This window comes from Sphingomonas sp. ERG5, assembly GCF_000803065.1.
In the GTDB taxonomy this organism is placed as follows: Bacteria; Pseudomonadota; Alphaproteobacteria; order Sphingomonadales; family Sphingomonadaceae; genus Sphingomonas.
In genome coordinates, this window is sequence record NZ_JSXI01000001.1 from 34,396 (window position 1) to 57,400 (window position 23,005).

The window sequence follows — 23,005 nt, forward strand, 5'->3', positions numbered from 1 at the left end:
CCGCACCTCCTATGCCGATGCCCCCCGTTCCAGATCTTGCCTCGCTATCGCTGTCCGACATCGCGCGGCTTGCCGAAGAGAATAAGTTGCCGCCGGTAGAGCGCTGGAATCCGACGCATTGCGGCGACAGCGAGATGCGCATCGCGCGCGATGGCACCTGGTTTCATCAGGGGTCGCCGATCGGACGGCAAGCGATGGTGCGGCTTTTCTCGACCATCCTGCGCCGCGAACCGGATGGCGGCTATGTGCTGGTCACGCCGATCGAGAAGCTCGACATCGACGTTGAGGATGTCCCGTTCGTGGCCGTCGAGATGAAGGCGGAGAGCGAAGGACGCGAGGCCCGCCTCGCCTTCCGGCTCAACACCGGCGACCTGGTGACCGCGGGCCGTGATCATCCGCTACGCTTCGAAACCCGCGAGGATGGCCCACGCCCCTATCTGCACGTGCGCGGTGGACTGGAAGCATTGGTCGCGCGATCGGTCTATTATGAATTGGCAGCGATCGCCTTGGCCGGCGACGATACCCCACCGGGTATCTGGAGCGATGGCGCCTTCTTCGCACTGGAGCCCGCAGCATGACCCTGATCGAACGGCTGCACCAGGCCCTGGAAGCGGGTCATGCGATCGACACCGTATTGCTGACCGGCGATCACCGCGACCCCGAACTCGATTCGGCCACGGCGATGGCGCGCGCCGCAGTGCTCATCCCGGTGACCGATCGCGCCGACCCGGGTGTCATCCTGACTCAGCGCCCCGATACGATGCGCCGCCATGCAGGGCAGGTCGCCTTTCCCGGCGGACGAATCGATTCGGGCGATTCGGACGCGATCGCGGCGGCGCTGCGTGAAGCGGAAGAAGAGATCGCCCTGCCGCGCGACCAGGTGACGGTGATTGGCACGGCTGACCGCTATCGCACTGTGACCGGGTTCGACGTGACGCCGGTGATTGGCGTCGTGCCGCCCGATCTGCTGCTGGTGCCCAACGCCGCCGAAGTCGCCGATGTGTTCGAAGTGCCGCTCGGCTATCTGCTCGACTCCACCAACCATGTCGAAGCGACCACTGAGTGGCAGGGCCGAAACCGGCATTATTACGAGATCAACTGGCAGGGTCATCGCATCTGGGGCGCGACCGCCGCGATCATCGTCAACCTGTCGCGGCGGCTGCGATGGACCGCATGATCCTGCCGGATGCGGCATGGCGCAGGCGCGCGGGCCTGGACCGGCTGTGCGCGGTGCTCGGTGCGGCACGGGGCAATGCCCGGTTCGTCGGCGGCGCGGTGCGCGATACCTTGCTCGGCATCGATGTGGCCGATGTCGATATCGCCACGCCGCTCGCCCCCGACGATGTGCTCGATCAGCTGAGGGCGGCGGGCATCAGGGCGATACCGACCGGCCTGGCGCACGGGACGATCACCGCCGTGCTGCCCGACGGATCGCCGGTCGAAGTGACCACGCTGCGCCGCGACGTATCGACCGACGGGCGCCACGCGATCGTCGCCTTTACCGACGACTGGCGCGAAGATGCGGCGCGACGCGATTTCACCATGAACGCGCTTTATGCCGATCCGCTGACCGGCGAGGTGTTCGATTACTTTGGCGGACGCGAGGATCTGGCGGCGCAACGCGTGCGCTTCATCGGTGATCCGCTGCAGCGCATTGCCGAGGATCATCTGCGCATCCTGCGCTTCTTTCGCTTTCATGCGCGCTTCGGCGATGAGCCTGACGCGGCGGGGCTGACCGCTTGTGCCGCACGCGCCAATGATCTGATGGCATTGTCGCGCGAACGCATTGCCGCAGAACTGGTCAAGCTGCTGGTTGCCGTCCACGCCGTGCGCGTCGTCGATCTGATGGTCGAACGCGGCATTTTCCTGCCCGTGCTGCCCGAAATCGATCGTGCGGGCGTCGAACGGCTGACGACATTGGCCAAGCGGGAATCAGTTGCAGCCATTCCGCCTGCCGCGATCCGCAGGTTGGCGGCGCTGCTACCGCGCAATCCATCGATCGCCGAGGATGTCGGTGCACGGCTCAAGCTTTCGAAAGCGGATCGCCGGCGTCTGATCAATGCCGCCGAACCGACCGGCGACGACCTCGCTCAAGTCTTGTCCTATCGGCTTGGAACAACGCTCGCTATCGATCGGATATTATTGTCGAACCGTCCGGTCACGGAGCTTGCCGGCCTGACCGATTGGGTCGCGCCGACCTTGCCGTTGACCGGTGGTGCGCTGGTCGGGCGCGGAGTCAATAAAGGCCCGGATGTCGCGAGATTGCTGCGCACGATCGAGGAGCAATGGATCGCGGAAGGCTTTCCCGATGCGGCGCGTGTGTCGGCGATTGCCGACGCGGCCGTCGTTCAATGGGGATTGGCCGCCAGATAAGCGAAGGCGGCATCGGCTTCGAGTGCCCGGGCATAGACATAGCCCTGACCATAAGTGCAGCCCAGGGCCGCCAGCGTCTGTGCCAGTTCGTTGGTTTCAATGCCTTCCGCCGTGGTCTTCATACCCAGCGCCTGGGACAGGCTGAGGATCGCGCGAACGATGGCGATCTTGTCGCGATCGGCAAGCATGCCAGTGATGAAGCTGCGGTCGATCTTGAGCACGTCGATCGGCAGTTTCTGCAGATAGGCCAGATTCGAATAGCCGGTGCCGAAATCATCCATCGCGATGGTGGTGCCCAGCCCCTTCAGCGCATGCATGATCGCCGCGATGCGGTCGGGGTCGGTGACCAGCGCGCTTTCGGTCAACTCCAGCGTGAAGCGCGAACCAGCCAGCCCATTAAGTGACAAGGCGCGCTCGACGACCGGCGCGATGGCGTCGCGCTGCAACTGGATCGCCGACAGATTGACCGCCAGCTTGACCCCGCAATCACCACCGGCCTTGTTGTCCCAACCGGCCAGTGTCCGCGCCGCTTCCTCGATCGCCCAACGGCCAAGCGGGACGATCAACCCGGATTCCTCGGCGACGGGAATGAAATCATTGGGCGAATGCTGCACCCCATCCTCATCGGTCCAGCGCGCCAGCGCTTCGAACGAGACGATCCGACCGGTCGAAAGATCGCAGATCGGTTGATAGGTCAGGCGCATCAACCCATTCTCGATCGCCCGGCGCAGCGACGTTTCCATGCCGAATTGCTCGCGCGCGATATCGAATGCCTGAGTCTGATAGGCTTCGGCCCGCCCACTGACCTTAGAGCGTTTGACCGCGAACTGCGCGTGGCGGATCAGTTCCTCCGCGTCATCGACTTCCGCCGAGCCGAAGGCGATGCCGATCGAGCAAGCGACGCGAATTTCGAAATCCGACAGTCGGAACGGCGTGGCGAGCGCGCTCTGGATTCGCCGCGCGACATGGTCGGCATCGGCCGGACCTTCTTCAAGCGTCAGCAAGATACCGAATTCGTCACCGCCGGTCCGCGCGAGAATGTCATGCGCGCGCAGCGCACCTTTCAGTCGCCGCGCCACGGTGATCAGCAATTCATCGCCCGCCATCGACCCGAGGCACGCATTGACCCGGCTGAAGCGATCGAGATCGAGCACCAGCACCGCATAGCGTGCGCGCTGCTGCGCATCCGCCATCAGCGCTTCGAGCCGGTCGGAGAAGCCTGCGCGATTCGACAGGCCGGTCAGGCTGTCGGTCATCATCTCGCGCCGCAGATTATGCTCGGTGCGCAATTCCGAAGTGTGATCGACCAATGTCACCAGACAACGGCGTTCGTCGTTGCGCACCAGCCGCGCCAGCGTCACATGATAATAGCGGCAGTCGACACTGTCGCCAAACTCCCACCGGAATTCCTCGCGCAGCGCATCGCTGTCGATAAAAGCCAGAAGGCGCGGACCGATTTGCGCGATGAACGGCGATTGTTCGGGCACCGTACCCAGGCCAGCGAGCCGGAATGGATGGTTGACCGTCAGCAGTTGAAACGCACCGTCGCGGTGCGCGACGAGTGCAGCGGGGATCGGCAGCAGGTTGATCGCCGCCGTCGCCATGTCGAGCGCAGGGACAGGCGAGGCCATCGCCGCCGGTGCCTCCGGCTGCTTCGGTCTGAACAGGTTGAGAGGCTTTGTCAGCGCCATTGGATCAGCGCCTAACCCAACTTCGTTAAAGCCCGCTGAAAATTGACTTATTTTACGAACGTTTCGATCAGAAGCGATTATCGCGCGGAAAGCCGGTCGGCGGCATCCGTCCCGCCGCGCCACGCGCGGCGCGCCAGGGGGCCAGATCGGTTTCGGTTCGGGTGCGCCCGGTGTCACCGCCCATCGGCCAGCTCAGCCCGGACGCGAACACGAAGGTGGTCGCATCAGAGAGGCCGCCATCGCCGTAACGCTGCAGCTGCACCCCCTGCCCGCGCGCCAGTTCGGCCAGTTCGGCCAGCGGAAAAACCAGCAGCCGGCGATTATCACCGATCGCAGCGACATAGTCGGCGCCGGGCGTCACCGGCCGCACGACCTTCAGCTTGGCGCCGATGCGCGGCGTGACCACGGTTTTGCCCTTGCGCGTTTCGGCAATGGTATCGGCGGTGCGCACGATGAAGCCGCGGCCATCGGTCGCCGCCACGATCAGCTTTTCCGCGGCGCTCGCCGGCAACAGGCCGACAATGCCGGTTTCGCCGTCGAGATCGATCATCAGCCGCACCGGCTCACCAAAGCCGCGCCCGCCGGGCAATTTATCGGCGGCGAGCGTGTAGAATCGCCCAGTCTCGGCAGCGAGCAGGATTTTGTCGGTGGTCTGCGCCGGGAAGGCGAACATCGGACCATCGCCTTCCTTGAATTTCTGCGCGGCGATCGTCGCCTCGTCGGCATGCCCTTTCATCGCGCGAATCCAGCCGCGCTGCGACATGATGACGGTGATCGGCTCGCGGTCGATCATTGCCTCGAGCGGGATTTCGCGCGCCGGCGCGGCCTCGGCGACGGTGGTGCGGCGCTTGCCGAGCAAGGTTTCGGGGCCATAGCGCTCACGCAGCTTGCCCATGTCCTTCTTCAGTCGCGTGCGCTGCCGCGCGTCGCTGCCGAGCAGCAGCTCGAGCCCGGTCTTTTCCGCTTCGAGCCCGTCGCGCTCCTTACGGATCTCCATCTCTTCCAGCTTGCGCAAACGGCGCAGCCGCATGTCCAGGATCGCCTCGGCCTGACGGTCGGTCAGGCCGAATTCGGCGATCATCACTGGCTTGGGCTCATCCTCGGTGCGGATGATCTCAATCACCCGATCGAGATTGAGATAGGCGATGAGATAGCCGTCGAGCAGTTCGACCCGGTCGCTGATCTTGCCCAGGCGATGCGCGGTGCGCCGCTGCAGCACGATGAACTGATGCTCGACCCAGCCCTGCAGCGCCTCGCGCAGCGACATCACGCGCGGCGTGCGGCGCGAATCAAGCACGTTGAGGTTGAGGCTGACGCGGTTTTCCAGGTCGGAAAGCCGGAACAGGCTCTCCATCAGCATGTCGGGATCGACCGTACGGCTGCGCGGTTCGATGACGATGCGAATCTCGCTGTCGGATTCGTCGCGGATATCGGCGAGGATCGGCAGTTTCTTGTCGTTGATCAGCCCGGCGATCTGCTCGATCAGCTTGCCCTTGGCGACGCCATAGGGAATTTCGGTGACGATCGCATTCCAGCCGCCGCCCTTTTCGCGCTCGATGGTCCAGCGCGCGCGCACCCGAAAGCCGCCGCGACCGGTGGCATAGGCTTCGGCAATCGCGGCCGGGCTGTCGACAACCAGGCCACCGGTCGGGAAATCCGGTCCCTTCACATGCTCAAGCACTTGCGCATCGGTCGCACCAGGCTGATCGATCAGCAGGATCGCGGCGTCGAACAATTCGGCGGCGTTGTGCGGCGGGATGCTCGTCGCCATGCCGACCGCGATCCCCGCCGCGCCATTGGCGAGCAGATTGGGGAACAGCCCGGGGAAGAGCTCGGGCTCCTGCTCCTCGCCATTATAGGTCGGGCGATAATCGACGGCGTCCTCGTCAAGGCCGTCCATCATGTCGATCGCGACCTGAGTCAGCCGCGCCTCGGTGTAACGATAGGCGGCGGCGTTATCGCCATCGATATTGCCGAAATTGCCCTGCCCGTCGACCAGCGGGTAGCGCATCGCGAAACTCTGCGCGAGGCGCACCATCGCGTCATAGACCGATTGGTCGCCATGCGGGTGATATTTGCCGATCACGTCGCCAACGACGCGAGCGCATTTCTTGTAGCCCTGCGCCGGATCGAGCTTGAGCAGCCGCATCGCCCATAACAGGCGGCGATGCACCGGCTTTAGCCCGTCGCGGACATCCGGCAGCGAGCGCGCGGTGATCGTCGACAGCGCATAGACGAGATAGCGGTCGGACAGCGCACTGTCGAAGGGCGCATCGACAATGGCGTTGAAGGCATCAGGAATGGGGTCGGTCACATCGGTGGTCATTCCCCTGCCGATAGCAGCGCCAATCGGCGGTGGCGAGAGTGCAGCGACTGGGGACGTCAGTGGGTTTGGGGCGCTGGGGTGGGTTTTTTCATGGGCGCCGTAATGGCGGAGGTTGAGCGGCGGTTGAATCATGCCGTACGTTGGGGACGTGAGAAGAGACAAGGCCGCAGGGGAGATATGTTACACCCTAATGTAACATATCTCGGCGCGGTGCGCGCGAGGCGCTCGGTCGATGACACTGGAGCATGACGAGCGTTGAGGCGGCCGGGTTTCGCCCCCTAAGTGCCGCTGGTATTTGCGAAAACGGGTAAATCGTCGTTCAGGTATCCATGAAATTGATAGCTGGGTCGTTTGAGGCGCAGAATTCCTACTGTTGCCGGTGTTAAATCTCGAGGCAGATGGCTTTCAGCTGAGCGTCCTTCCGGCACCCTGGCGAGCCAGCCATTGTCACCATTGGCCCGTCATGCCGAACGCATCTTCTAATGCTCGGCGGCGAATATCTTTCCGGGATTGAACGTCCCGCGTGGGTCAAGGGCGCGTTTTATCTGGCGCATGACATCGACGCTGTCGCCGAGTTCATCCACCAGGGCTTCTTGCTTGCCGATGCCGACCCCATGCTCGCCAGTGCAGGTTCCGTCCATGGCCAGTGCCCGGGCGATCAGGCGGGCGTTAATCGCGCCGGCTTCTTCCATTTCATGGGGTGCGGCAGGGTCGAGTGAAAAGATTACGTGGAAATTCCCATCGCCGACATGGCCGAGGATTGCTGCGGGAATGGACGCCGCTTCCAGATCGCTCTTCGTGTCCGCGATGCACTCGGGGAGCCGACTGATCGGGACGCAAACATCGGTCGACCAGCCGACGGCGCCGGGACGCAGATTGACCGCAGCATAATAGGCTTCGTGCCGCGCCTTCCACAACCTGGCCCGCTCCTCGGGAAGGTTGGACCATTGGAAACCGCCGCCGCCGTTTCCAGTGGCGAGTTCCTTCACCGTCTCGACCTGTTCTGCGACGGCCGATGGCGACCCGTGGAACTCAAAGAACAAGGTCGTCTTCTCAGGATAGTCGAGCTTCGCCCAGCGATTGACGGCCCGCATCGCAACGTCGTCGAGTATTTCGGCGCGAGCAAGCGGTACCCCGCACTGGATTGCCTGGATCACGGTCGCCGCCGCGCCTTCGAGCGTTTCGAAGCTGCAGACTGCCGACGAAATCACCTCGGGTATCGGATGAAGACGCAAGGTCACCTCGGTGATGATGCCGAGTGTGCCCTCGGCGCCGACGAACAAGCGCGTGAGGTCGTAGCCGGCAGCGGATTTGCGCGCCCGACGCGCCGTGCGGATTTCCCGGCCATCGGCCGTGACGACACGCAGGCCGAGCACGGCCTCGCGCATCGTACCGTATCGGACCGCGTTGGTCCCCGAGGCACGGGTCGACACCATGCCGCCGATCGTTGCTTCGGCACCAGGGTCGACGGGGAAGAACAAACCTTGATCGCGCAGATGATCGTTGAGTGCGTTCCGCGTCACCCCCGGTTCGACCACAACATCGAAATCCTCCGCATTGACGCGGAGGATATGATTCATCCGGCTCATATCGAGTGATATACCGCCATGGAGCGGTATCGCGTTGCCCTCCATCGAGGTTCCGGCGCCATATGCAGTCAATTTGATATCATGTGCCGAACAGAGCCGGACAACGAAAATCACATCCTCGCTGCTCTCGGCGAATACCACGGCGTCCGGCAGCTGCGCGGCATGATGAGCCTCGCTCCGGCCGTGCTGCGATCGAATCGCCTCCGAATAGCTCACGCGATCGCCAAAATGCTCGTCGAGTGAGGCCTTCGCTTGCACTGGCAAGTCATGTGTCGGGACATTTTCCGAAACACTCATCTTTCTTCTTTCCCTTTGGAATCAATCCAGACGGTTCTTCACAATCTCGCCGGCGCGCATGATAAGATCGAGCTTGCGACCGTCGGCCGCGAGCAACCCGATATCCCTCAGCGGATCGCCGTCAACGACGATGAGATCGGCATGGGCGCCGGGCCTCACGCAGCCGAGTTTGCCGTCCTGCATCAGGATCTCGGCGCCCAGCGATGTCGCCTGGCGCAGCATTTCGAGCGGCGTGAACACTTCGCGGCGGAACTCGAACTCCCGGCACTGTTGATCGAAGGTCGATCCGAGCAAGTCCGTGCCGAAACCCATCTTCACGCCGGCATCGCGCATGTGCTGGAGGCCTTGGATCGCCGCATCGGCCGCAACCTTGAGCTTGGCCATGCCATCGGCGGTCATGCCGAGCGCAGCGCCGACTTCCATCGTTACAAAGATCACCGACATCGTCGGCACCACGAAAGCACCGCGCTCGGCGACAAACTGCGCCGTTTCCGCATCGATGAGCGTTGCATGCTCAATGCAGCGGACACCGAACTCGATCGAACGGCGGATCGAACTGATCGGATGGCAATGGGCCGAGACATACGTCCGACGCTCGGTACATTCATTGACGATCGCGCGGGTCTCGTCCTCGCGAAACTGGTTCATCCACATCGGATCGCTCGGTGACATCACGCCGCCGGATGCGACGATCTTGAGGCAATGCGCACCGCGGCGCAGCTCTTCGCGCGCCGCTTTGATGCATTCGTCGACGCCGTCGACCACGACGCCACCCCAGTTCATCGATCCGCACGAGCAATAGCCATGGGTATGATATTTTTCATTGGGCGTCCGGTAATCGACGTGACCGCCGGTCATCGACAAGACCTTGCCAGCGTAGAAGAAACGAGGCCCGCGGATCAACTTGTCTTCGATGGCTGAAGCCAGCGAATAGTCACCACCACCAATGTCGCGGACGGTGGTGAAGCCGCAGTCGAGCGCATGCCCGAGCTTCCTGACCGCATGGGCCGTACGATATGGCGCGTCCCGGCTGTCGACGAGCTTCGCGTTCAGATCCGAAAGATAGGCATGGACATGAAGATCGATCAGTCCGGGCATCAGGGTCTTGCCGCCGACATCGATGCGCCGGATATCCGCAGCCCGGATCGGGCGGTCGGAGACTTCGCGGATGAAGCCGTCTTCCACCCGTACGGACATACCTTCGGCACAGTCCGCCGAATGACCATCAAATATTCGCGCGTTTTCGAGAACGATGTCAGTCATGTTTCCCTTGCCGACTTCTTTTCTACACTGTTGTCATGTTCATTCGGATCGACGCATGAAGGGGCTCTGCTAGCCGCGCCGATAGCAGGCGCGCAGGAAGCTGAACCAAGCCGGCACGCCCCCGCTCAGATGGCTTTCCAAGGGGATGATCTCGCTCGAAACCTCAAGACCGGGCAAGGGGTGACGCGAGGTCTCGGCGAGCAACTGGCTGGTGCCGCGGGCGATAAGCGACTGGTAGATACCCGGTTCCGTGAGTTCACGGGCACCGAGGGTGATGTGCAGCTTGCGGCCGGAGTAATCCTGCTTCGAGGCGACCGCCTGACGGTATAGCTCGAAAATCCGGCTGTCTTCCCCGACGATACCCGGGCTGCTGACACCGATGCGCTTGAACAGGTCAGATCGCCGGATCGCCACATAGGCCGCAAACAGGCCGCCATAGGAGACGCCCCAAAGCCCGACATTCTCAGCGTCGACCCGAAAGGATTTCGCCAGTTGCGGATGCAGTTCGCCTTCCAGAAAACCGAGAAATTTGTCGCCCGCCGGGCTGGCGAACATCTCGAGATATCGATCGCCGTCGTCCTTCGACAGAAGCCCAGCCTCCACGGTCAATTCCACCGCCTGCAGCATGACCTCCGGAACCGGTTCGCCTGGCGGGAGCAGATCGCGAACGCGCAGCCATGTCCATGCGTGACTTTCACGCTCGCTATAGCCGACGGATACGAGAATGAAGGGGACTTGCGGCGACATGCTGTCGCTCTGCCCCGCCTGGTGAAGGGGTGCTGTCGTCGGGAAGAACAAATTCCCGTCGACCTGATAGACTATCGGATAGGTCCGCGCCGGGTCGGCGTCATACTGCGCCGGCGGGGTGACCCACACGCCGAAGCGCGCACCGACAAATTTGGAGTCGATCTCGAAATAGCGGGTGGAAGGAAAAAGTGCGCCGAACGAAGGCGCTGTCTCGGTGAGTTCGGTGGACCCGGCCGCCGCTCGCGCGCCGTCGCCGTCCACTCCCTCTGCGGCAGAGGCTTCAGCGACGACGCTGCTACCAGTTGACGAGTCCGGTTGGCGGTTCGCAGGCATGTTCATGCGTAATCCTTCTTTGTCATCTTAGTGAGGAGGAGCAAATATGGCTGACCGCCCCCCCGGGGCGCAGCAGCATGGGCAGTCGACGAAGCCCGACGCTAGAACGCGGTGCTCACCGAAACGGTGAAGCTGCGTGGCCGCATCAGATATGAGAATGAAGGAACGCCGGGCGTGTAATTCGCAATCCCGCCGCGATCGGTGATGTTCTCGGCTCGGAGCTGCAGCTGGTATTTGCGATAACTCAACCCGGCACGCAGGTCGAAAGTGGTACGCCCAGGCAGGCGGACGTTCGGATCGGCAACACTGCCCGGAAAGGATGTGAACCGGTGCGACTGATAGCGGAATGTCGCGCCGAGCTGACCCTGAAGGTCATCGCCAAGCGGTATCAGCTGATCAAGGGTAGCGGACGCCGTCCAGCGGGGTGTCTGCGGAATGGGGTCGCCCCCGACCGCGCCGATATAAGCGGTCACGCCAGGATCGACTTTAGTCAGCCGCGAATTGGTATAGCCGAGATTGGCAGTGGCGGTCAGCATCTCGGTCGGCCGAGCGGCCATCTGTACCTCGAAGCCGTCAACCCTCGCCTTGCCGGCGTTGGCCAGCAGCTGCGAGCTATTGAGCATGGTGTAGAGCTGAATGTTGTTCCAGTCGATGCGGTAGACAGAGGCTTCGAGGCTGAGCTTCCTGTTGAGAAAATCGCCCTTGAACCCGATCTCATAGTTCCAGACGGTGTCGGGGTTGATCCTTGTCTGGGCGCCGGGCGGCACGATGGCCGCTACCTGCGGGCCGCCGGGGCGATAGCCGCTCGCCGCGCGTGCAAAGAAGCTGAGGAGCGAGGTCGGTCGCCAGCGCAATGTCCCGAGGTAAGTCAGCTGGTCGTGGCTCGAATGGACGGGCGGAAGCGTTACCGGCCCGCCCAGAAACGCCGTATAATATACGCCGCCATAGGAGGCGTTGAAGTCCTCGGTGCTGTGCGCCAGGCGCAGCCCGCCGGTAACATCGAGATTGTCTGCCAGATAGACAGTGAGATTACCGAAGGCGGAGACCTCTTCATATTTGTCGTTGATCGGGATCGATATGATCGTGCCCAGCGGTTCCGGCAGTTTGGCATTTGTCGCCATGTCCCGCGCAACAATGTCAGTTGGCGAGGCGACCCGCTCATTCGTGTAGAAGCCGCCCGCGACAAATTCGATGCCGCCCAGCCTCCTCGACACGAACCGCAGCTCCGCGGTTTTTTTCACCGCTGGGATGGTCGACACGACGGCGGCGCGGGTATTTGCCGGGTAAACATAGCCTGCCGAGGCAAACACGGGGAAGAAGGGCGAATAGGTCGAGGTCACGTCGACCTCGGTGTGCAATTTGCTCTCGAGATAAGCGCCCGTCGCGATGATCTGGCCGAGGTCAGTGTCGTATCTGCCAGTGACCGAGGCCAGCCGATAGCGGACGCGGGTCGGCGCGTCGAAGAAATTGCTGTATCGGCGGGCACCGTCCAGCGGCGTGAGCGTACCAGCGACATTGGTCTGGAGCGCCGGGCCGCGCGTGTCGATATTCTGAAGCTGACCAACGACGTCGAAGGTCAATCGATCGGTCGGCGTCCAGCGAAGAGCAAGGCGGCCGCCCTTGTAACGACTTCGGTTAACATTGTTGGTGCCCGTGCCGATATTGTCGACATAGCCTGGCGCCTCCCGGTAGAAGCCCGTCGCACGAAGGGCGAGACGATCGGTTACGAGCGGCACATTGAGCGTCGCACTGGCCGAATAGCCAACGCCGCCGCCGTCGATCGCGGTCATCTCTCCCCGGGCGCGGCCTGAAAATCCCGCTGCATCGGGGCTCCTCGACACAAGTCGAATGACGCCGCCCAGGCTGGAAGCGCCGTAAAGCGTCCCCTGCGGCCCCTTCAGCACTTCGATCCGCTCGATATCAGTGAGTTCGGGGTCCGGCGCGATGAAAGCACCGCCGCCATTGGCCGAGCTCGCGGTGAAGGGTACATCATCGATATAATAGACCGTCGTCGCCGATTGCTGGAGGCTGCCGGTGGTCAGGCCGCGGATGAATATCTTGCCATAGCCGGGGCTGGCACTGTCCTGCACGGTCAGTCCTGGCGTCAGCGTTGCATAGTCGCGGACCGACTGCACACCCAGATTGGCGAGCGTGTCGCCGCTGAGCACCGTGATCGCCGCCGGCACGTCGCGCAGCTTCTGCTCGCGCTTGCTCGCCGTTACCACAATGTCGCCGGAGCTCGCCTCGACCGGATCTGCATCCGTCGATGCCGCCGGCGGCGGGGGCGCTTCCGACTGCGCCGCGGCGCGCGTCGTCATGAAGCATAAGGCCAGCAAGCTCGCCGACGTAAGGCAGATCGATTTGGCCCGTACGTGCATTGATCTTCATCCCCCCTTATTCACCGGCACTGTTCCCGCGCCGCCATTGGCAATCCGTCCTCGACCGGCGTCACACGGGCCCAAGAAAGATGCGTCGATTGGCAACTTAATCGATGGCCGGCCGCATGGCTTTTCCGAACCGCCAAAAGAGCTTCGAGCGCCGCCAGATCGCTCGCGGTCGTTGCGGAAACGCGATACCCCTTGCCAAAATGGAGCTACCGTCGGTCGGGCAAGCAGGACGAACGAGAAGGGAAGCGGCAGTGCGACGATCAACACGCTGGTGCAGGAAGAGATGATCCGCCGCCTTGACGTGGACGGCCGGCGTGCACAGACTTCTGCCATGGCCATATTGCCCGACAGTGACGTTCGGCCGCGTTCGCAGGCGGTTCCGACGCGGCGTTTTCCGCGTCCGGGGAAAGACGCCGCACAGACGTCGGTGCGATATGCCGTCGCTGATTACGCTATCGACCAGCTCGAATATCGCAATCAGCTGGTCTCTGCGTTCGAGCCACTGAGCGATGGTCATTATCGCTGGAACGTGAAAGAATCCTTCGGAGGTGGCCGCTACGAATTTTGTGGCCTGGCCGACGGGTTTTTCGTCTCCTTTGCGGAGACGGAATATCATACGCCCCAGGCGGCATATTTCTCTTCACCCGATAGCCTGCACATCTATCTCGCCAGCAGCGGCGATGGCGAATATGTGCCCGTCGATGGTGATCCCCTGAGCTTCGAGGGGCCGAGCACGGTTTTCATCGTCGAGCCGGCCCACCAGCCGCTCGCCGAGGTCACGCTCGCGGGCGTCACGCGCTATCTCTACATCGTCGTGCATCGCGAGGTGCTCAAGACGCTGTATGCGGGGAGCGCGCACGAGCTGCCCGCCCTGCTGCAAGCATTTCTGAAGGGTGATCTGCAGCGAACGTCAGGGCGCGCCTTGCCGCTCAGCGCGGCCATGCTGCGCTGCCTGGAGGACGTTCAGACCTGTCCCCTAGACGGGCGTCGCCGCCGCCTGTTTCTGCAATCGAAAGCGCTGGAGATCATCTGCCAGGCGCTTGAAGCGTTCGATCAGAGCGAGTGCTTTCGGTCGGCCGAGACCACGAAACTGACCGCCCGGGGCGTGATGAAAGCGCAGCGGTTTCTCGAGGCGAACTATGTCATGCCACCGTCGCTCGATGAACTCGCGGCCGAAGTGGGGCTGAGCCGCAGCGCCATGTGCACTGGCTTCCGCCAGATCCTTGGCCAATCGGTTTTCGACTATGTACAGGATCTGCGCATGCAGCGGGCGCTGGCGTTGCTCAGCGAGGGTGATGATCCCATTACCCAGATTGCCTATGCCGTCGGATATAATCGCTCCTCGAGCTTCGCAGTCGCGGTGCATCGCCATTTCGGTACGACGCCCTCCAAGCTCCGCCGGCGAGGCGCTCCGCCGGCGAACTAACACGGCCTGTTCCCACAGATATGGTGCGCCCGCGCGTTCCGTGGTTCCTGCAGACCTGCCCGAACGACCTCCCGACCATCACCTCCCAGCGGCGACGCTAGTGCGCCCCGCACGCCCCAAAACAAAAAGGGCCGCGCCTCCTTCCGGAATTGCGGCCCATTATCGTCGTCAGAAGATCAGCACTTGACGTTGTGACCCGCCCGAGTGCGGCAGCGGACGACCTTGACCGGGTGCTTCCGCTTGAAATTGACGCTCGGGCGGAACGCCTTGTGACATTTGACATGATGGCCGCGAACATAAGTACGGCAGACCTTCGCGCTTGCCGGGATTGCGGACGTCACCGCAACACCTGCGAGAGCGATCGCTAACGCGATCCGTGTCATATCCTTCTCCTTTGCGGATCATCCGCGGGAACCAGTCTACGAACTCACACGCCGGAAAAACATCCCGCATTTCGTCAAATGCGGTCGCGCAATGTCGCGTTGAATCGGTCCGCCCGAACGCGGAATGCCCCCATCCAACCGACAATGCCCCGACCCTGGCCCCGAGGGACAGGTCAACAGGCGGATCACCCGGTCGGAGGCTTCGCGTCCAGCCCCAGGTCGCGCGCGATCTCCGCAACCAGCCAATCCCGAAAACGCCGGATCTTGGGCGTGTTGCGGCGATGCTCGGGATAGACCAGCCAATAGGCATAGCCGCGCGTCGATGCCTGATCCGACAGCCGCACCAGCCGTCCCTCGGCGATGTCGTTGCGCCAGAAAAAGGGCGTGAGCATCGCCACACCCTGCCCGGCCATCGCCGCATGACCTTCATGCGCTTGCGAATCGAGCCGCACGCCGGGACGCGGCGGTCCCTGGGGCACGTCGATGCCGGCTTCGCGCAGCCATACCGACCACCATGTATCCTGCGGGCTGATCTGTGGCAGGGACGTCAGGTCGGCGGGAAGGATCCTGCCGCCATGCTGGGCAAGGAAATCCGGGCTGCACATCGGCGTGAAGTCGATCGGCAGCAACAATTCCCGCGCAAGGTCCGACCATTCGCCCTGCCCTGTGCGCACCGCCACATCGACATCGCCCGATACGAAATCGCTCAGCACGTCGCTGGTCAGCAAGCGCACCGCCATGTCGGAATGCGCCATCTGGAATCCGCCCAGCCGCCATGCGAGCCAGGTATTGGCGAAGGTGTTGGTGGTGGACACGGTGAGCAGCGACTCGTCCTCCGCCCGGAGCGACCCGAAGGCCGAATCCAGCGCTTCGAAGGCCCGCACCACCTGGGGTGAAATTCGCCGTCCTGCATCGGTCAGCAGCACGCGCTTCTTGTCGCGACGGAACAGCGGCACGCCGAGCCGTTCCTCGAGCAATTTGATCTGATAGCTGACCGCCGCCTGCGTCATGCCGAGTTCGACCGCGGCGGCAGTGAAATTCTCATGACGCGATGCGGCCTCGAACACGCGAACGGCGGCAAGCGGGGGGATGCGGCGCATGGCGAATTGATAAGGCCAGCTTGTCGATCATGTCCAACGATTTGTTGGCGGGGAAAAGGCGTGACGATCATAACCCAATTGTCGGCATCGATGATCGACTCACCCGACACCAAGGGAGACAGGCAATGCGTGACGATTTCCACAGCCAGGCTTGGGCCGACCATCATGGCGACCTGACCTCAGCGATCAATAAGGCCTTCCGTGGCTTCATGGTTGGCTTTGAACGACTCAACGCCCTTCAGTTCGACGCGCCGTGGCGCTCGGGAACCCAGGCGAAGACGAGCATCAAGCATTGATCGCGCGATCCGCTGCCGGCCGCCGCCCATTGGTGGCCGGCACGACGTTCTCCTGACCATATTTCGACAGCCTGTCGGGGGTCGGCTATAGCGACGGGCATGTTCCGGCTTGCCCTACTCACGCTTCTCGCGTTCACCCCGACAATGACTTCCGCAACCGAACAGAAATTGCTGACCTGGCCCGACCTCACGAGCCGCACCCAGCCCAAGCCCGACGCGACGATCGATTACGGTCCCGACCATCTGCAAAAGGTCGATGTCTGGCTGCCCGCCGGCAAGGGCAATCACCCGACGGTCCTGATGGTCCATGGCGGTTGCTGGACGACCAGCATCGCCGACCGCAGCTTGATGAACTGGATCGCCGACGATTTGCGCCGCGACGGGATCGCAGTGTGGAACATCGACTATCGCGGCGTCGATCGTACGGGCGGCGGTTATCCCGGCACTTTCCTCGATGCGGCCGCGGCGGCCGACGCACTGCGCGACAATGCCGCGCGCTTCCATCTCGATACCAGGCGCATCGTCGCGGTCGGCCATTCGGCCGGCGGCCATCTCGCGCTGTGGCTGGCGGCCCGCGCCAATTTACCCAGGCAGAGCCCCTTGCGGCACGGCACACCGATCCGGATCGCGCATGTCATCAGCCTGGGCGGCTTGCCCGACCTGGAGGCGACCGCCGCCAGCCCGGACAATGGCTGCGGCACCGAAGTGGTGGCGCAACTGGTCGGTACGCCGTCCCCCGCCCGCCCCGACGTCTATGCCGACACCTCGGTCCCGCGCCTGCTGCCGCTGCGGGTGACGCAGGACCTGGTCAATGGCCTTGAGGACCGCATCATCCCGATCCGGCTCGGCACGGGATATGAAGCGCAGGCGAAAAAGGCCGGCGACACGGTCGTGCTGCACATCGTCCCCGACACCGGCCATGTCGAGCTGGTCGCGCCGGAAAGCGCGGCCTGGACCGAGACAAAGCGCCTGATCCGGGCCGCGCTGAAAGAATAGGGCAACGACCGCACTTGCGGGGTTTATCCCGTAAATCCGGATGCGTCACGCTGCGGTGCAGGATGAAGCGTTGCTTTCTCGCGTTGACTTGATCCCTTATTGATGTGATGTTGTATTGTTGCATTGGGAGATCGGCGATGCGTAGCTTGCTGTTGATGACTGCCCCGCTTGCATTGGCCGGCTGTGGCCAGACCCCGAATGATAGACAAGCGCAGCCGATGCGGGTGGAGTCGATGCCGGCAATGCCGGTGGATTCGCCTCCTGACCGCGCGTTCGCGCCCAGTGCTTCCGTCAGCATGCCTCCCAGTGTCGCGGTCACCGCGGCGCCGGGCGTCGCCTTTACCTATCGCTATGCCTTCCGCCTGCCGTCGGAGCGCATCTCCGCTACACAGGAGGCGCATGTGGCGGCGTGCGAGAAGCTCGGCATCGCCCGGTGCCGCATCACCGGCATGCGCTATCGCCTGCTGGGCGAAAATAATATCGAAGCCATGCTGTCGTTCAAGCTCGACCCGGCCGTCGCGCGCCGTTTCGGCAAGGATGGCATCGCGCTGGTCACCGCCGCCCAGGGCAGGCTGGTCGATGCCGAGATTGCCGGGACCGACGCCGGCGCGGCAATCGACCAACTCACCGTGCAGCACAGCCGCGCCACGGACGAGTTACGCCGCATCAATGCCGAACTGGCCAGGCCCAAGCTCTCAGCGAGCGAGCGCGCCGAACTGCAGCGGCAACGTGCGGAGATTCTGCGAAATATCAGCGCGACCGTCGACAGCCGCGCGGAACAGCGCGAAAGCCTCGCCACCACGCCGATGACCTTCACTTATGAATCGGGCAAGGCGATCCGCGGCTTCGATGCCAGCGCCCCGCTGAGCAGCGCGCTCGATACCGGGATCGGATCGGTCCAGATCACCATTGCCGTCGTGCTTGGCGCGATCGCGATCTTCGGCCCGCCCGGATTGATCCTATTGTTCGGCTGGCTCGTCTGGCGGCGTTTCCGGCCACGGCGCTCGCCGGGTCCGGTAAAAGCCGATGGCGAGACCAGCACCTAATTGCACGGTCGGACCCATTGGCGTATAGCCTCGACCTTCTGGCCCCGGCCCGCGCATCCGCGCCGCCGGGGCTGTCTTTTCAGGGGTAATGCCGCATGGCTCGCCGCCGCCAAATTTACGAAGGCAAGGCCAAGATCCTTTACGAGGGTCCGGAGCCGGGCACGTTGATCCAGTATTTCAAGGACGATGCCACCGCGTTCAACGCTCAGAAAAAGGGCACGATCAGCGGCAAGGGCGTGCTCAACAACCGCATCAGCGAGCATGTCTTCACTCTGCTCGGGCTGATCGGCGTGCCAACGCACTTCATCCGCCGCCTCAACATGCGCGAGCAGCTGATCCGCCAGGTCGAGATCATCCCGATCGAAGTGGTGATCCGCAATGTCGCTGCGGGATCGCTGTCGACACGGCTCGGGATCGAGGAAGGCACGCAGCTGCCCCGCACGATCATCGAATATTATTACAAGGACGATGCGCTCGGCGATCCGATGATCACCGACGAGCATATCGCTGCGTTCGGCTGGGCCAGCCAGGAGGAGATGCACGACATCGCCGACCTGGCGATTCGGGTGAATGATTTCCTGTGTGGCCTGTTCGCCGGGATCGGCATCCGGCTGGTCGACTTCAAGCTCGAATTCGGGCGCATCTGGGACAATGACTATGCCCGGGTAATCCTTGCCGACGAGATCAGCCCCGATGGCTGCCGGCTGTGGGACATGGAAACCAACGAGAAGCTCGACAAGGACCGCTTCCGCCGTGACCTCGGCGGCGAAGTCGAGGCGTATCAGGAAGTTGCACGGCGCCTTGGGTTATTGCCTGAGGGCGTCGACGGCGCCGTTCTCGACCTGGAAAAGCATCGCAAGAGCCGGGGCAAATAACCCCGGCGCGGGTCAGCCCTTCACGCGAAACCCGCAGATGATGCCGAAGACGAACGCACTGAACAAAGCGAGTTGCACCCGGCCCGCCGGGTCGCTCCAGCCGAAATATTGTCCGCCGAACGCAAACAGCGCGACGAACATGATCATTGCGAGGGTCGCCATGTCCCAGTCCCCCAGATGGCCCCTCGCCCCAGCGCGACTCGCCGGTCCCAGCATCGCGCTCAATTCGTAAACGAGCGATGAAGCTTGCGGCGTGCGGGCCGCGTCGCCATAGGGTCCGCAGCCCCGCCCAGAGCATCAGGACGCGCTTATGAAACTCCGCATCTTTGTCACCCTGAAGTCGGGGGTTCTCGACCCGCAGGGTAAGGCCGTCCACAAGGCGCTCGACGGCCTGGGCTTTGGCGGCGTCAATGACGTACGCATCGGCAAGCTGATCGAACTCGACGTCGCCGACTCGACTGACGACGCCGCGATCGACGAGATGTGCCGCAAGCTGCTCGCCAACACGGTGATCGAGAATTACCGGGTGGAACGGGCATGAAGTCCGCGGTCATCGTCTTTCCCGGATCGAACTGCGACCGCGATCTGGCGGTGGCGATTCGCGATGTCAGCGGCACCGCCCCGGCGATGGTGTGGCATGGCGATACCGATCTGCCCGACGGCCTGGGCCTGATCGCCCTGCCCGGCGGCTTTTCCTATGGCGACTATCTCCGCTCCGGCGCGATGGCGGCGCGTTCGCCGATCCTGCGCGCCGTGATCGCGGCGGCCGAGCGCGGCGTGCCGGTGCTTGGCGTGTGCAATGGTTTCCAGGTGCTGACCGAAGCAGGCCTGCTGCCCGGCGCGCTGATGCGCAATGCCGGCATCGACTTTGTCTGCCGCGATGTGCCGCTGACGGTCGAGAACGCGCAATCGATCTTCACCAGCCGCTATGCGCAGGGCGAGAAGATCACCGTGCCGGTCGCGCATCATGACGGCAATTACTTCGCCGATGACGCAACGCTCGACCGGATCGAAGGCGAAGGCCGGGTGGCGTTCCGCTATGACGGCCGGGTCAATGGCTCCGCGCGCAATATCGCCGGCGTGATCAACGCCAGCGGCAATGTGCTCGGCATGATGCCCCATCCCGAACGTCGGATCGAGGCGGCCCATGGCGGCACCGACGGCCGCCGCTTGTTCGAGGGATTGCTGGAGATGGTCGGAGCCTGACCGCCCGACCCTGACGTTTTTATCCAGATAGGCTCTTGCGCTGCCGTGTATTCGGTGGCATTGAGCCGCCATGCTCTCGACTATCCTCTCCATGCGACCGCGCCCGGCACCCTGTCGACATTGACGGACGTATGACTGCGCCCGTTATTCAGGGTGTAGTTCAATTGGTAGAGCGCCCGCTTTGGAAGCGGGATGTTGCAGGCTCGAGCCCTGCTACCCTAACCATCAAATCCCGGTAATTCTGCTGCCTTCAGGTGTGGCCGAACGCAATGCAGTGCGCGGTCGGTTTGTGATTCCGATGCTAGCGGGTGCAAGTCCCGCCGGTCACCCCTAAGGGCAGCGGCACTCTCGCGAAAGCGTATCCGAGTGGCGAAGTGGGAACGCAGCGGATTGCAAATCCGCCAAGAGTCGGTTCGATTCCGGCCTCGGATTCCTGTACTCAACGAACCTATCTGGTTTTACCGGAGTTGCGAAACAGGTTGGTGCGGCGCGCCAGGAACAGGATCACGCTGGGCCAGAAGATCGTGTTCCACAGATCATGGACATTGGCGGCGAAATTCTGCGCCGTACCGTCGACATAGCGATCACGAATGTCCCAGATCTCGCCGATCACGGCCCCCGCCGCGACAACCAGCCATGGCTTCCAGCTGCTCAGACGCCAGCCGAACAGCAAAGCCGACCCGAACAACAGGCCAAGCGCGACATAGATGTGCAGCGCGTCCTTGGCGAGATTCAGGTTGTTGACCAGCCACAGCTTGGTCGCCTGAAGCGGGCTCAAACGCGTGCCTTGAACGGCGTGAAGTCCGTCCCTTCGTCAAACACGTCGATGCCTTCGCGACGCTTGAGGAAGCCGACCACGATGTAGGTGACCGGCGTCAGGATCACTTCCCAGCTGACTTTCAGCACCCATTGCGTGACCAGCACGGTCAGGACGAGATTGGTCGTCCATCCTTCCGCACCCCAAAAGGCAAGCGGATAGAAGATCAGACTGTCGACCCCCTGCCCCGCCACCGTCGACCCGATCGTGCGAGTCCATAAATGCCTGCCCTTGGTCCAGAGCTTCATCTTCGCCAGCACATAGGAATTGACGAACTCGCCGACCCAGAAAGCGCAAAGCGATGCGAAGACGATCCGCGGCACCTGGCCGAAAATGGTCTCGTACGCCGCCTGGTTGCCCCAGCTTGGTGCCGGCGGCAGTTCGACGACGACCCAGGACATGAACGCCATGAACAGCACCGCCACCGACCCTGTCCAGATCACCCGCCGCGCCCGCGCATAACCATAAACCTCGGTCAGCACGTCGCCGATCACATAGGAGATCGGGAAGAACAGGATGCCCGCACCGAACGGCCAGTCGCCAATCCACGGCAGATTGACCGTCGCGACCTTCCCCGCGCCGAGCACATTCGACAGCAGGATGATCGCGACGAACGCCGCCATCACGAAATCGAAATAGCGCAATTGCCCCCCGGCAATCTCGCCCGCCGAAACGGGCTTTGGCCCGCCAATATGCCCATCACTCATGAACTGATTTATGAAGCCGGTTTCGCTCCCGCGCAATCCGCGCTAACCGCATCCCGCACGCGCCCGTAGCTCAGTTGGATAGAGCACGAGACTTCTAATCTTGAGGCCGCAGGTTCGACTCCTGCCGGGCGCGCCAATATTTTCAATGAATTATCAGCCCCCTCAAACGTAGTGCGACCGGCATAACGAGCCACGCAATCGGTTCGCCCATTCGATCGGGCCATCGAACCTGATTGGGGTCTGATTAATTCCCTATATTACTCAGCTATTTACTAGATTATTTGGCGTGAGACTAAGCAGTCGAAATTGGGTGGAGCCTGCCCCCAAGCGCCCGCAATCGAGATACTTTTGAAGAAATGGACAGCGGATGTTAGACATTTCGCATGATACGGCCTGCCTTGCTGAACAGGTTGCGCCAGTAAGCCGCCGCTAGGCGCGGGCCACGTTCGTCGTCGGGACGACACGGGCGGAGGCGGTAGCACGCGCTACGCAGCCCCCCTCAGCGTCGAACAACTCGCCTTCCAAAAACGCGATCGTTTTGCCCATCTGGACGATCCGGCCAACTCCAGTGAACAAACCAGGCCGAGCGGGGGCGAGGTAACTGACATTGAGGTCGATCGTCGCGCAGTAATGAGCGCCTCCTGATTTCACGAGAACCGTTGGTCCGAGCGTGTCATCGAGCATCGCGGCAAGGAAGCCACCCTGTATGTTCCCGCCCGGATTGCAGAACGCCGGCTTTCCCTCCATCGCAACGCGCACGGTGCCCGTTTCGGGATCAGCTTCAATAAGTTGCCAACCAAGCGTTTCAGCACATGGTGGCCGTGCGAAGGTGTCGAAGACGCTCATTCCTCTCTCCCGTCACGCCAAGCTTATGGCAGCTATCTGCCGTTTCTATGCTGAAAGCCGACCGTCGCAAGACCATCAGGCCCAGCCATACCCGGATATCCAGAATTACTCTCCAACATGGAAACCGGACCGGCAGGTTTCGGGAAGCAACGTCGAACGCTGGAACGACCGTTGAAGAACGGAGGCAAGCTCCCGGACTTTGTCGACGAGCGGTGGAACTTGACCCCAATGATCAGACAGTCATCGCCCTCATAGTAGTGGGTGCCATCCGCTCGGGCGTTGATGACCTCGCCTCCAATCC

The 23,005-nt window shown here is 62.7% G+C and carries 21 protein-coding genes and 3 tRNA genes; 13 read left to right on the top strand and 11 right to left on the bottom strand.

The annotated features are described in order from the left end of the window. Window positions 1–11 precede the first annotated feature (11 nt). From OO12_RS00200 to OO12_RS00210, 3 genes are read left to right on the top strand one after another with little or no spacing between them, the layout of a single operon-like run. Complete coding sequence (locus OO12_RS00200; protein WP_034156620.1) at window positions 12–578, top strand: DUF1285 domain-containing protein; 567 nt, start codon at window positions 12–14, stop codon at window positions 576–578. Beyond that, complete coding sequence (locus OO12_RS00205) at window positions 575–1,177, top strand: CoA pyrophosphatase (RefSeq protein WP_034156621.1); 603 nt, start codon at window positions 575–577, stop codon at window positions 1,175–1,177. The genes OO12_RS00200 and OO12_RS00205 overlap by 4 nt, the downstream gene beginning before the upstream one ends. Next, entirely contained in the window at window positions 1,165–2,373 is a 1,209-nt protein-coding gene (locus OO12_RS00210) for a CCA tRNA nucleotidyltransferase (protein WP_034156622.1), read from the top strand. The genes OO12_RS00205 and OO12_RS00210 overlap by 13 nt, the downstream gene beginning before the upstream one ends. On the opposite strand, the gene OO12_RS00215 is transcribed toward OO12_RS00210, so the two are convergent. The 6 genes from OO12_RS00215 to OO12_RS00240 form a co-directional block, all read right to left on the bottom strand. After that, window positions 2,349–4,004, bottom strand: coding sequence for a putative bifunctional diguanylate cyclase/phosphodiesterase (locus OO12_RS00215; RefSeq protein WP_034156813.1), 1,656 nt, complete (start codon window positions 4,002–4,004; stop codon window positions 2,349–2,351). The two genes, OO12_RS00210 and OO12_RS00215, sit on opposite strands and share 25 nt — an antisense overlap. 127 nt (window positions 4,005–4,131) lie before the next feature. Beyond that, window positions 4,132–6,390, bottom strand: coding sequence for a DNA topoisomerase IV subunit A (gene parC / locus OO12_RS00220; RefSeq protein WP_034156623.1), 2,259 nt, complete (start codon window positions 6,388–6,390; stop codon window positions 4,132–4,134). Window positions 6,391–6,869: 479 nt separating this feature from the next. Continuing rightward, the gene (locus OO12_RS00225) at window positions 6,870–8,276 is read right to left on the bottom strand and encodes an FAD-binding oxidoreductase (RefSeq protein WP_034156624.1); all 1,407 of its coding nucleotides are present in this window, start codon (window positions 8,274–8,276) and stop codon (window positions 6,870–6,872) included. A 21-nt stretch (window positions 8,277–8,297) separates the two neighbouring features. Continuing rightward, window positions 8,298–9,473 (bottom strand): metal-dependent hydrolase family protein, encoded by a 1,176-nt coding sequence (locus tag OO12_RS00230; RefSeq protein WP_200887349.1) that lies wholly within the window; start codon window positions 9,471–9,473, stop codon window positions 8,298–8,300. A 135-nt stretch (window positions 9,474–9,608) separates the two neighbouring features. Continuing rightward, on the bottom strand, window positions 9,609–10,625 hold the full coding sequence (locus OO12_RS00235; RefSeq protein WP_034156626.1) for an alpha/beta hydrolase: 1,017 nt from the start codon (window positions 10,623–10,625) through the stop codon (window positions 9,609–9,611). A gap of 95 nt (window positions 10,626–10,720) precedes the next feature. Continuing rightward, window positions 10,721–12,937, bottom strand: a complete 2,217-nt coding sequence (locus OO12_RS00240; RefSeq protein ID WP_235364617.1) for a TonB-dependent receptor — start codon at window positions 12,935–12,937, stop codon at window positions 10,721–10,723. Between OO12_RS00240 and OO12_RS00245 the strand changes: the two genes are divergently transcribed. Further along, the gene (locus tag OO12_RS00245) at window positions 12,936–14,432 is read left to right on the top strand and encodes a helix-turn-helix transcriptional regulator (RefSeq protein ID WP_235364618.1); all 1,497 of its coding nucleotides are present in this window, start codon (window positions 12,936–12,938) and stop codon (window positions 14,430–14,432) included. The genes OO12_RS00240 and OO12_RS00245 overlap by 2 nt on opposite strands. 568 nt (window positions 14,433–15,000) lie before the next feature. On the opposite strand, the gene OO12_RS00250 is transcribed toward OO12_RS00245, so the two are convergent. Beyond that, window positions 15,001–15,915 (bottom strand): LysR substrate-binding domain-containing protein, encoded by a 915-nt coding sequence (locus tag OO12_RS00250; RefSeq protein WP_034156628.1) that lies wholly within the window; start codon window positions 15,913–15,915, stop codon window positions 15,001–15,003. A 125-nt stretch (window positions 15,916–16,040) separates the two neighbouring features. Between OO12_RS00250 and OO12_RS28375 the strand changes: the two genes are divergently transcribed. From OO12_RS28375 to purC, 4 genes are all read left to right on the top strand, one after another. Then, the gene (locus OO12_RS28375) at window positions 16,041–16,211 is read left to right on the top strand and encodes a hypothetical protein (RefSeq protein WP_160296695.1); all 171 of its coding nucleotides are present in this window, start codon (window positions 16,041–16,043) and stop codon (window positions 16,209–16,211) included. Window positions 16,212–16,355: 144 nt separating this feature from the next. Then, complete coding sequence (locus OO12_RS00255) at window positions 16,356–17,207, top strand: alpha/beta hydrolase family protein (RefSeq protein WP_034156815.1); 852 nt, start codon at window positions 16,356–16,358, stop codon at window positions 17,205–17,207. Window positions 17,208–17,344: 137 nt separating this feature from the next. Further along, entirely contained in the window at window positions 17,345–18,253 is a 909-nt protein-coding gene (locus tag OO12_RS00260; protein WP_034156629.1) for a hypothetical protein, read from the top strand. A 95-nt stretch (window positions 18,254–18,348) separates the two neighbouring features. Further along, window positions 18,349–19,128, top strand: coding sequence for a phosphoribosylaminoimidazolesuccinocarboxamide synthase (purC, locus tag OO12_RS00265; protein WP_034156630.1), 780 nt, complete (start codon window positions 18,349–18,351; stop codon window positions 19,126–19,128). A gap of 12 nt (window positions 19,129–19,140) precedes the next feature. On the opposite strand, the gene OO12_RS28845 is transcribed toward purC, so the two are convergent. Beyond that, the gene (locus OO12_RS28845) at window positions 19,141–19,290 is read right to left on the bottom strand and encodes a hypothetical protein (RefSeq protein ID WP_200887350.1); all 150 of its coding nucleotides are present in this window, start codon (window positions 19,288–19,290) and stop codon (window positions 19,141–19,143) included. Window positions 19,291–19,438: 148 nt separating this feature from the next. Between OO12_RS28845 and purS the strand changes: the two genes are divergently transcribed. From purS to OO12_RS00285, 4 genes are all read left to right on the top strand, one after another. Beyond that, complete coding sequence (gene purS, locus OO12_RS00270; RefSeq protein ID WP_034156631.1) at window positions 19,439–19,669, top strand: phosphoribosylformylglycinamidine synthase subunit PurS; 231 nt, start codon at window positions 19,439–19,441, stop codon at window positions 19,667–19,669. Continuing rightward, window positions 19,666–20,334 (top strand): phosphoribosylformylglycinamidine synthase subunit PurQ, encoded by a 669-nt coding sequence (gene purQ / locus OO12_RS00275; protein WP_034156632.1) that lies wholly within the window; start codon window positions 19,666–19,668, stop codon window positions 20,332–20,334. Before purS ends, purQ begins: the two co-directional genes overlap by 4 nt. Window positions 20,335–20,483: 149 nt before the next feature. Beyond that, window positions 20,484–20,559 (top strand) — tRNA-Pro (locus OO12_RS00280). Window positions 20,560–20,694: 135 nt separating this feature from the next. After that, window positions 20,695–20,766 (top strand) — tRNA-Cys (locus OO12_RS00285). Window positions 20,767–20,782: 16 nt separating this feature from the next. On the opposite strand, the gene OO12_RS00290 is transcribed toward OO12_RS00285, so the two are convergent. Together OO12_RS00290 and OO12_RS00295 are read right to left on the bottom strand one after the other, a co-directional pair. Next, window positions 20,783–21,112, bottom strand: coding sequence for a hypothetical protein (locus OO12_RS00290; protein WP_034156633.1), 330 nt, complete (start codon window positions 21,110–21,112; stop codon window positions 20,783–20,785). Continuing rightward, the gene (locus OO12_RS00295; protein ID WP_034156634.1) at window positions 21,109–21,858 is read right to left on the bottom strand and encodes a queuosine precursor transporter; all 750 of its coding nucleotides are present in this window, start codon (window positions 21,856–21,858) and stop codon (window positions 21,109–21,111) included. The genes OO12_RS00290 and OO12_RS00295 overlap by 4 nt, the downstream gene beginning before the upstream one ends. Before the next feature lie 59 nt (window positions 21,859–21,917). On the opposite strand from OO12_RS00295, the gene OO12_RS00300 reads away from it, so the two are divergent. Then, a tRNA-Arg gene (locus OO12_RS00300) sits at window positions 21,918–21,994 on the top strand. A 293-nt stretch (window positions 21,995–22,287) separates the two neighbouring features. Here the strand turns inward: OO12_RS00300 and OO12_RS00305 are convergent. Beyond that, on the bottom strand, window positions 22,288–22,704 hold the full coding sequence (locus OO12_RS00305) for a PaaI family thioesterase (RefSeq protein WP_034156635.1): 417 nt from the start codon (window positions 22,702–22,704) through the stop codon (window positions 22,288–22,290). Between the last annotated feature and the right edge of the window lie 301 nt (window positions 22,705–23,005).

What these genes read in the sequence shown, in the direction of transcription:
- OO12_RS00260 (WP_034156629.1), top strand. Translation starts at nt 17,345, where the DNA reads ATGCGTAGCTTGCTGTTGATGACTGCCCCGCTTGCATTGGCCGGCTGT.
- OO12_RS00230 (WP_200887349.1), bottom strand. Translation starts at nt 9,473, where the DNA reads ATGTCCGTACGGGTGGAAGACGGCTTCATCCGCGAAGTCTCCGACCGC.
- OO12_RS00215 (WP_034156813.1), bottom strand. Translation starts at nt 4,004, where the DNA reads ATGGCCTCGCCTGTCCCTGCGCTCGACATGGCGACGGCGGCGATCAAC.
- OO12_RS00240 (WP_235364617.1), bottom strand. Translation starts at nt 12,937, where the DNA reads ATGACGACGCGCGCCGCGGCGCAGTCGGAAGCGCCCCCGCCGCCGGCG.
- OO12_RS00210 (WP_034156622.1), top strand. Translation starts at nt 1,165, where the DNA reads ATGGACCGCATGATCCTGCCGGATGCGGCATGGCGCAGGCGCGCGGGC.
- OO12_RS00200 (WP_034156620.1), top strand. Translation starts at nt 12, where the DNA reads ATGCCGATGCCCCCCGTTCCAGATCTTGCCTCGCTATCGCTGTCCGAC.
- purC (WP_034156630.1), top strand. Translation starts at nt 18,349, where the DNA reads ATGGCTCGCCGCCGCCAAATTTACGAAGGCAAGGCCAAGATCCTTTAC.
- OO12_RS00250 (WP_034156628.1), bottom strand. Translation starts at nt 15,915, where the DNA reads ATGCGCCGCATCCCCCCGCTTGCCGCCGTTCGCGTGTTCGAGGCCGCA.
- purQ (WP_034156632.1), top strand. Translation starts at nt 19,666, where the DNA reads ATGAAGTCCGCGGTCATCGTCTTTCCCGGATCGAACTGCGACCGCGAT.
- OO12_RS00225 (WP_034156624.1), bottom strand. Translation starts at nt 8,276, where the DNA reads ATGAGTGTTTCGGAAAATGTCCCGACACATGACTTGCCAGTGCAAGCG.
- OO12_RS00255 (WP_034156815.1), top strand. Translation starts at nt 16,356, where the DNA reads ATGACTTCCGCAACCGAACAGAAATTGCTGACCTGGCCCGACCTCACG.
- OO12_RS00245 (WP_235364618.1), top strand. Translation starts at nt 12,936, where the DNA reads ATGAAGCATAAGGCCAGCAAGCTCGCCGACGTAAGGCAGATCGATTTG.
- OO12_RS00205 (WP_034156621.1), top strand. Translation starts at nt 575, where the DNA reads ATGACCCTGATCGAACGGCTGCACCAGGCCCTGGAAGCGGGTCATGCG.
- purS (WP_034156631.1), top strand. Translation starts at nt 19,439, where the DNA reads ATGAAACTCCGCATCTTTGTCACCCTGAAGTCGGGGGTTCTCGACCCG.
- OO12_RS28845 (WP_200887350.1), bottom strand. Translation starts at nt 19,290, where the DNA reads ATGGCGACCCTCGCAATGATCATGTTCGTCGCGCTGTTTGCGTTCGGC.
- OO12_RS00235 (WP_034156626.1), bottom strand. Translation starts at nt 10,625, where the DNA reads ATGAACATGCCTGCGAACCGCCAACCGGACTCGTCAACTGGTAGCAGC.
- OO12_RS28375 (WP_160296695.1), top strand. Translation starts at nt 16,041, where the DNA reads ATGCGTGACGATTTCCACAGCCAGGCTTGGGCCGACCATCATGGCGAC.
- parC (WP_034156623.1), bottom strand. Translation starts at nt 6,390, where the DNA reads ATGACCACCGATGTGACCGACCCCATTCCTGATGCCTTCAACGCCATT.
- OO12_RS00305 (WP_034156635.1), bottom strand. Translation starts at nt 22,704, where the DNA reads ATGAGCGTCTTCGACACCTTCGCACGGCCACCATGTGCTGAAACGCTT.
- OO12_RS00295 (WP_034156634.1), bottom strand. Translation starts at nt 21,858, where the DNA reads ATGAGTGATGGGCATATTGGCGGGCCAAAGCCCGTTTCGGCGGGCGAG.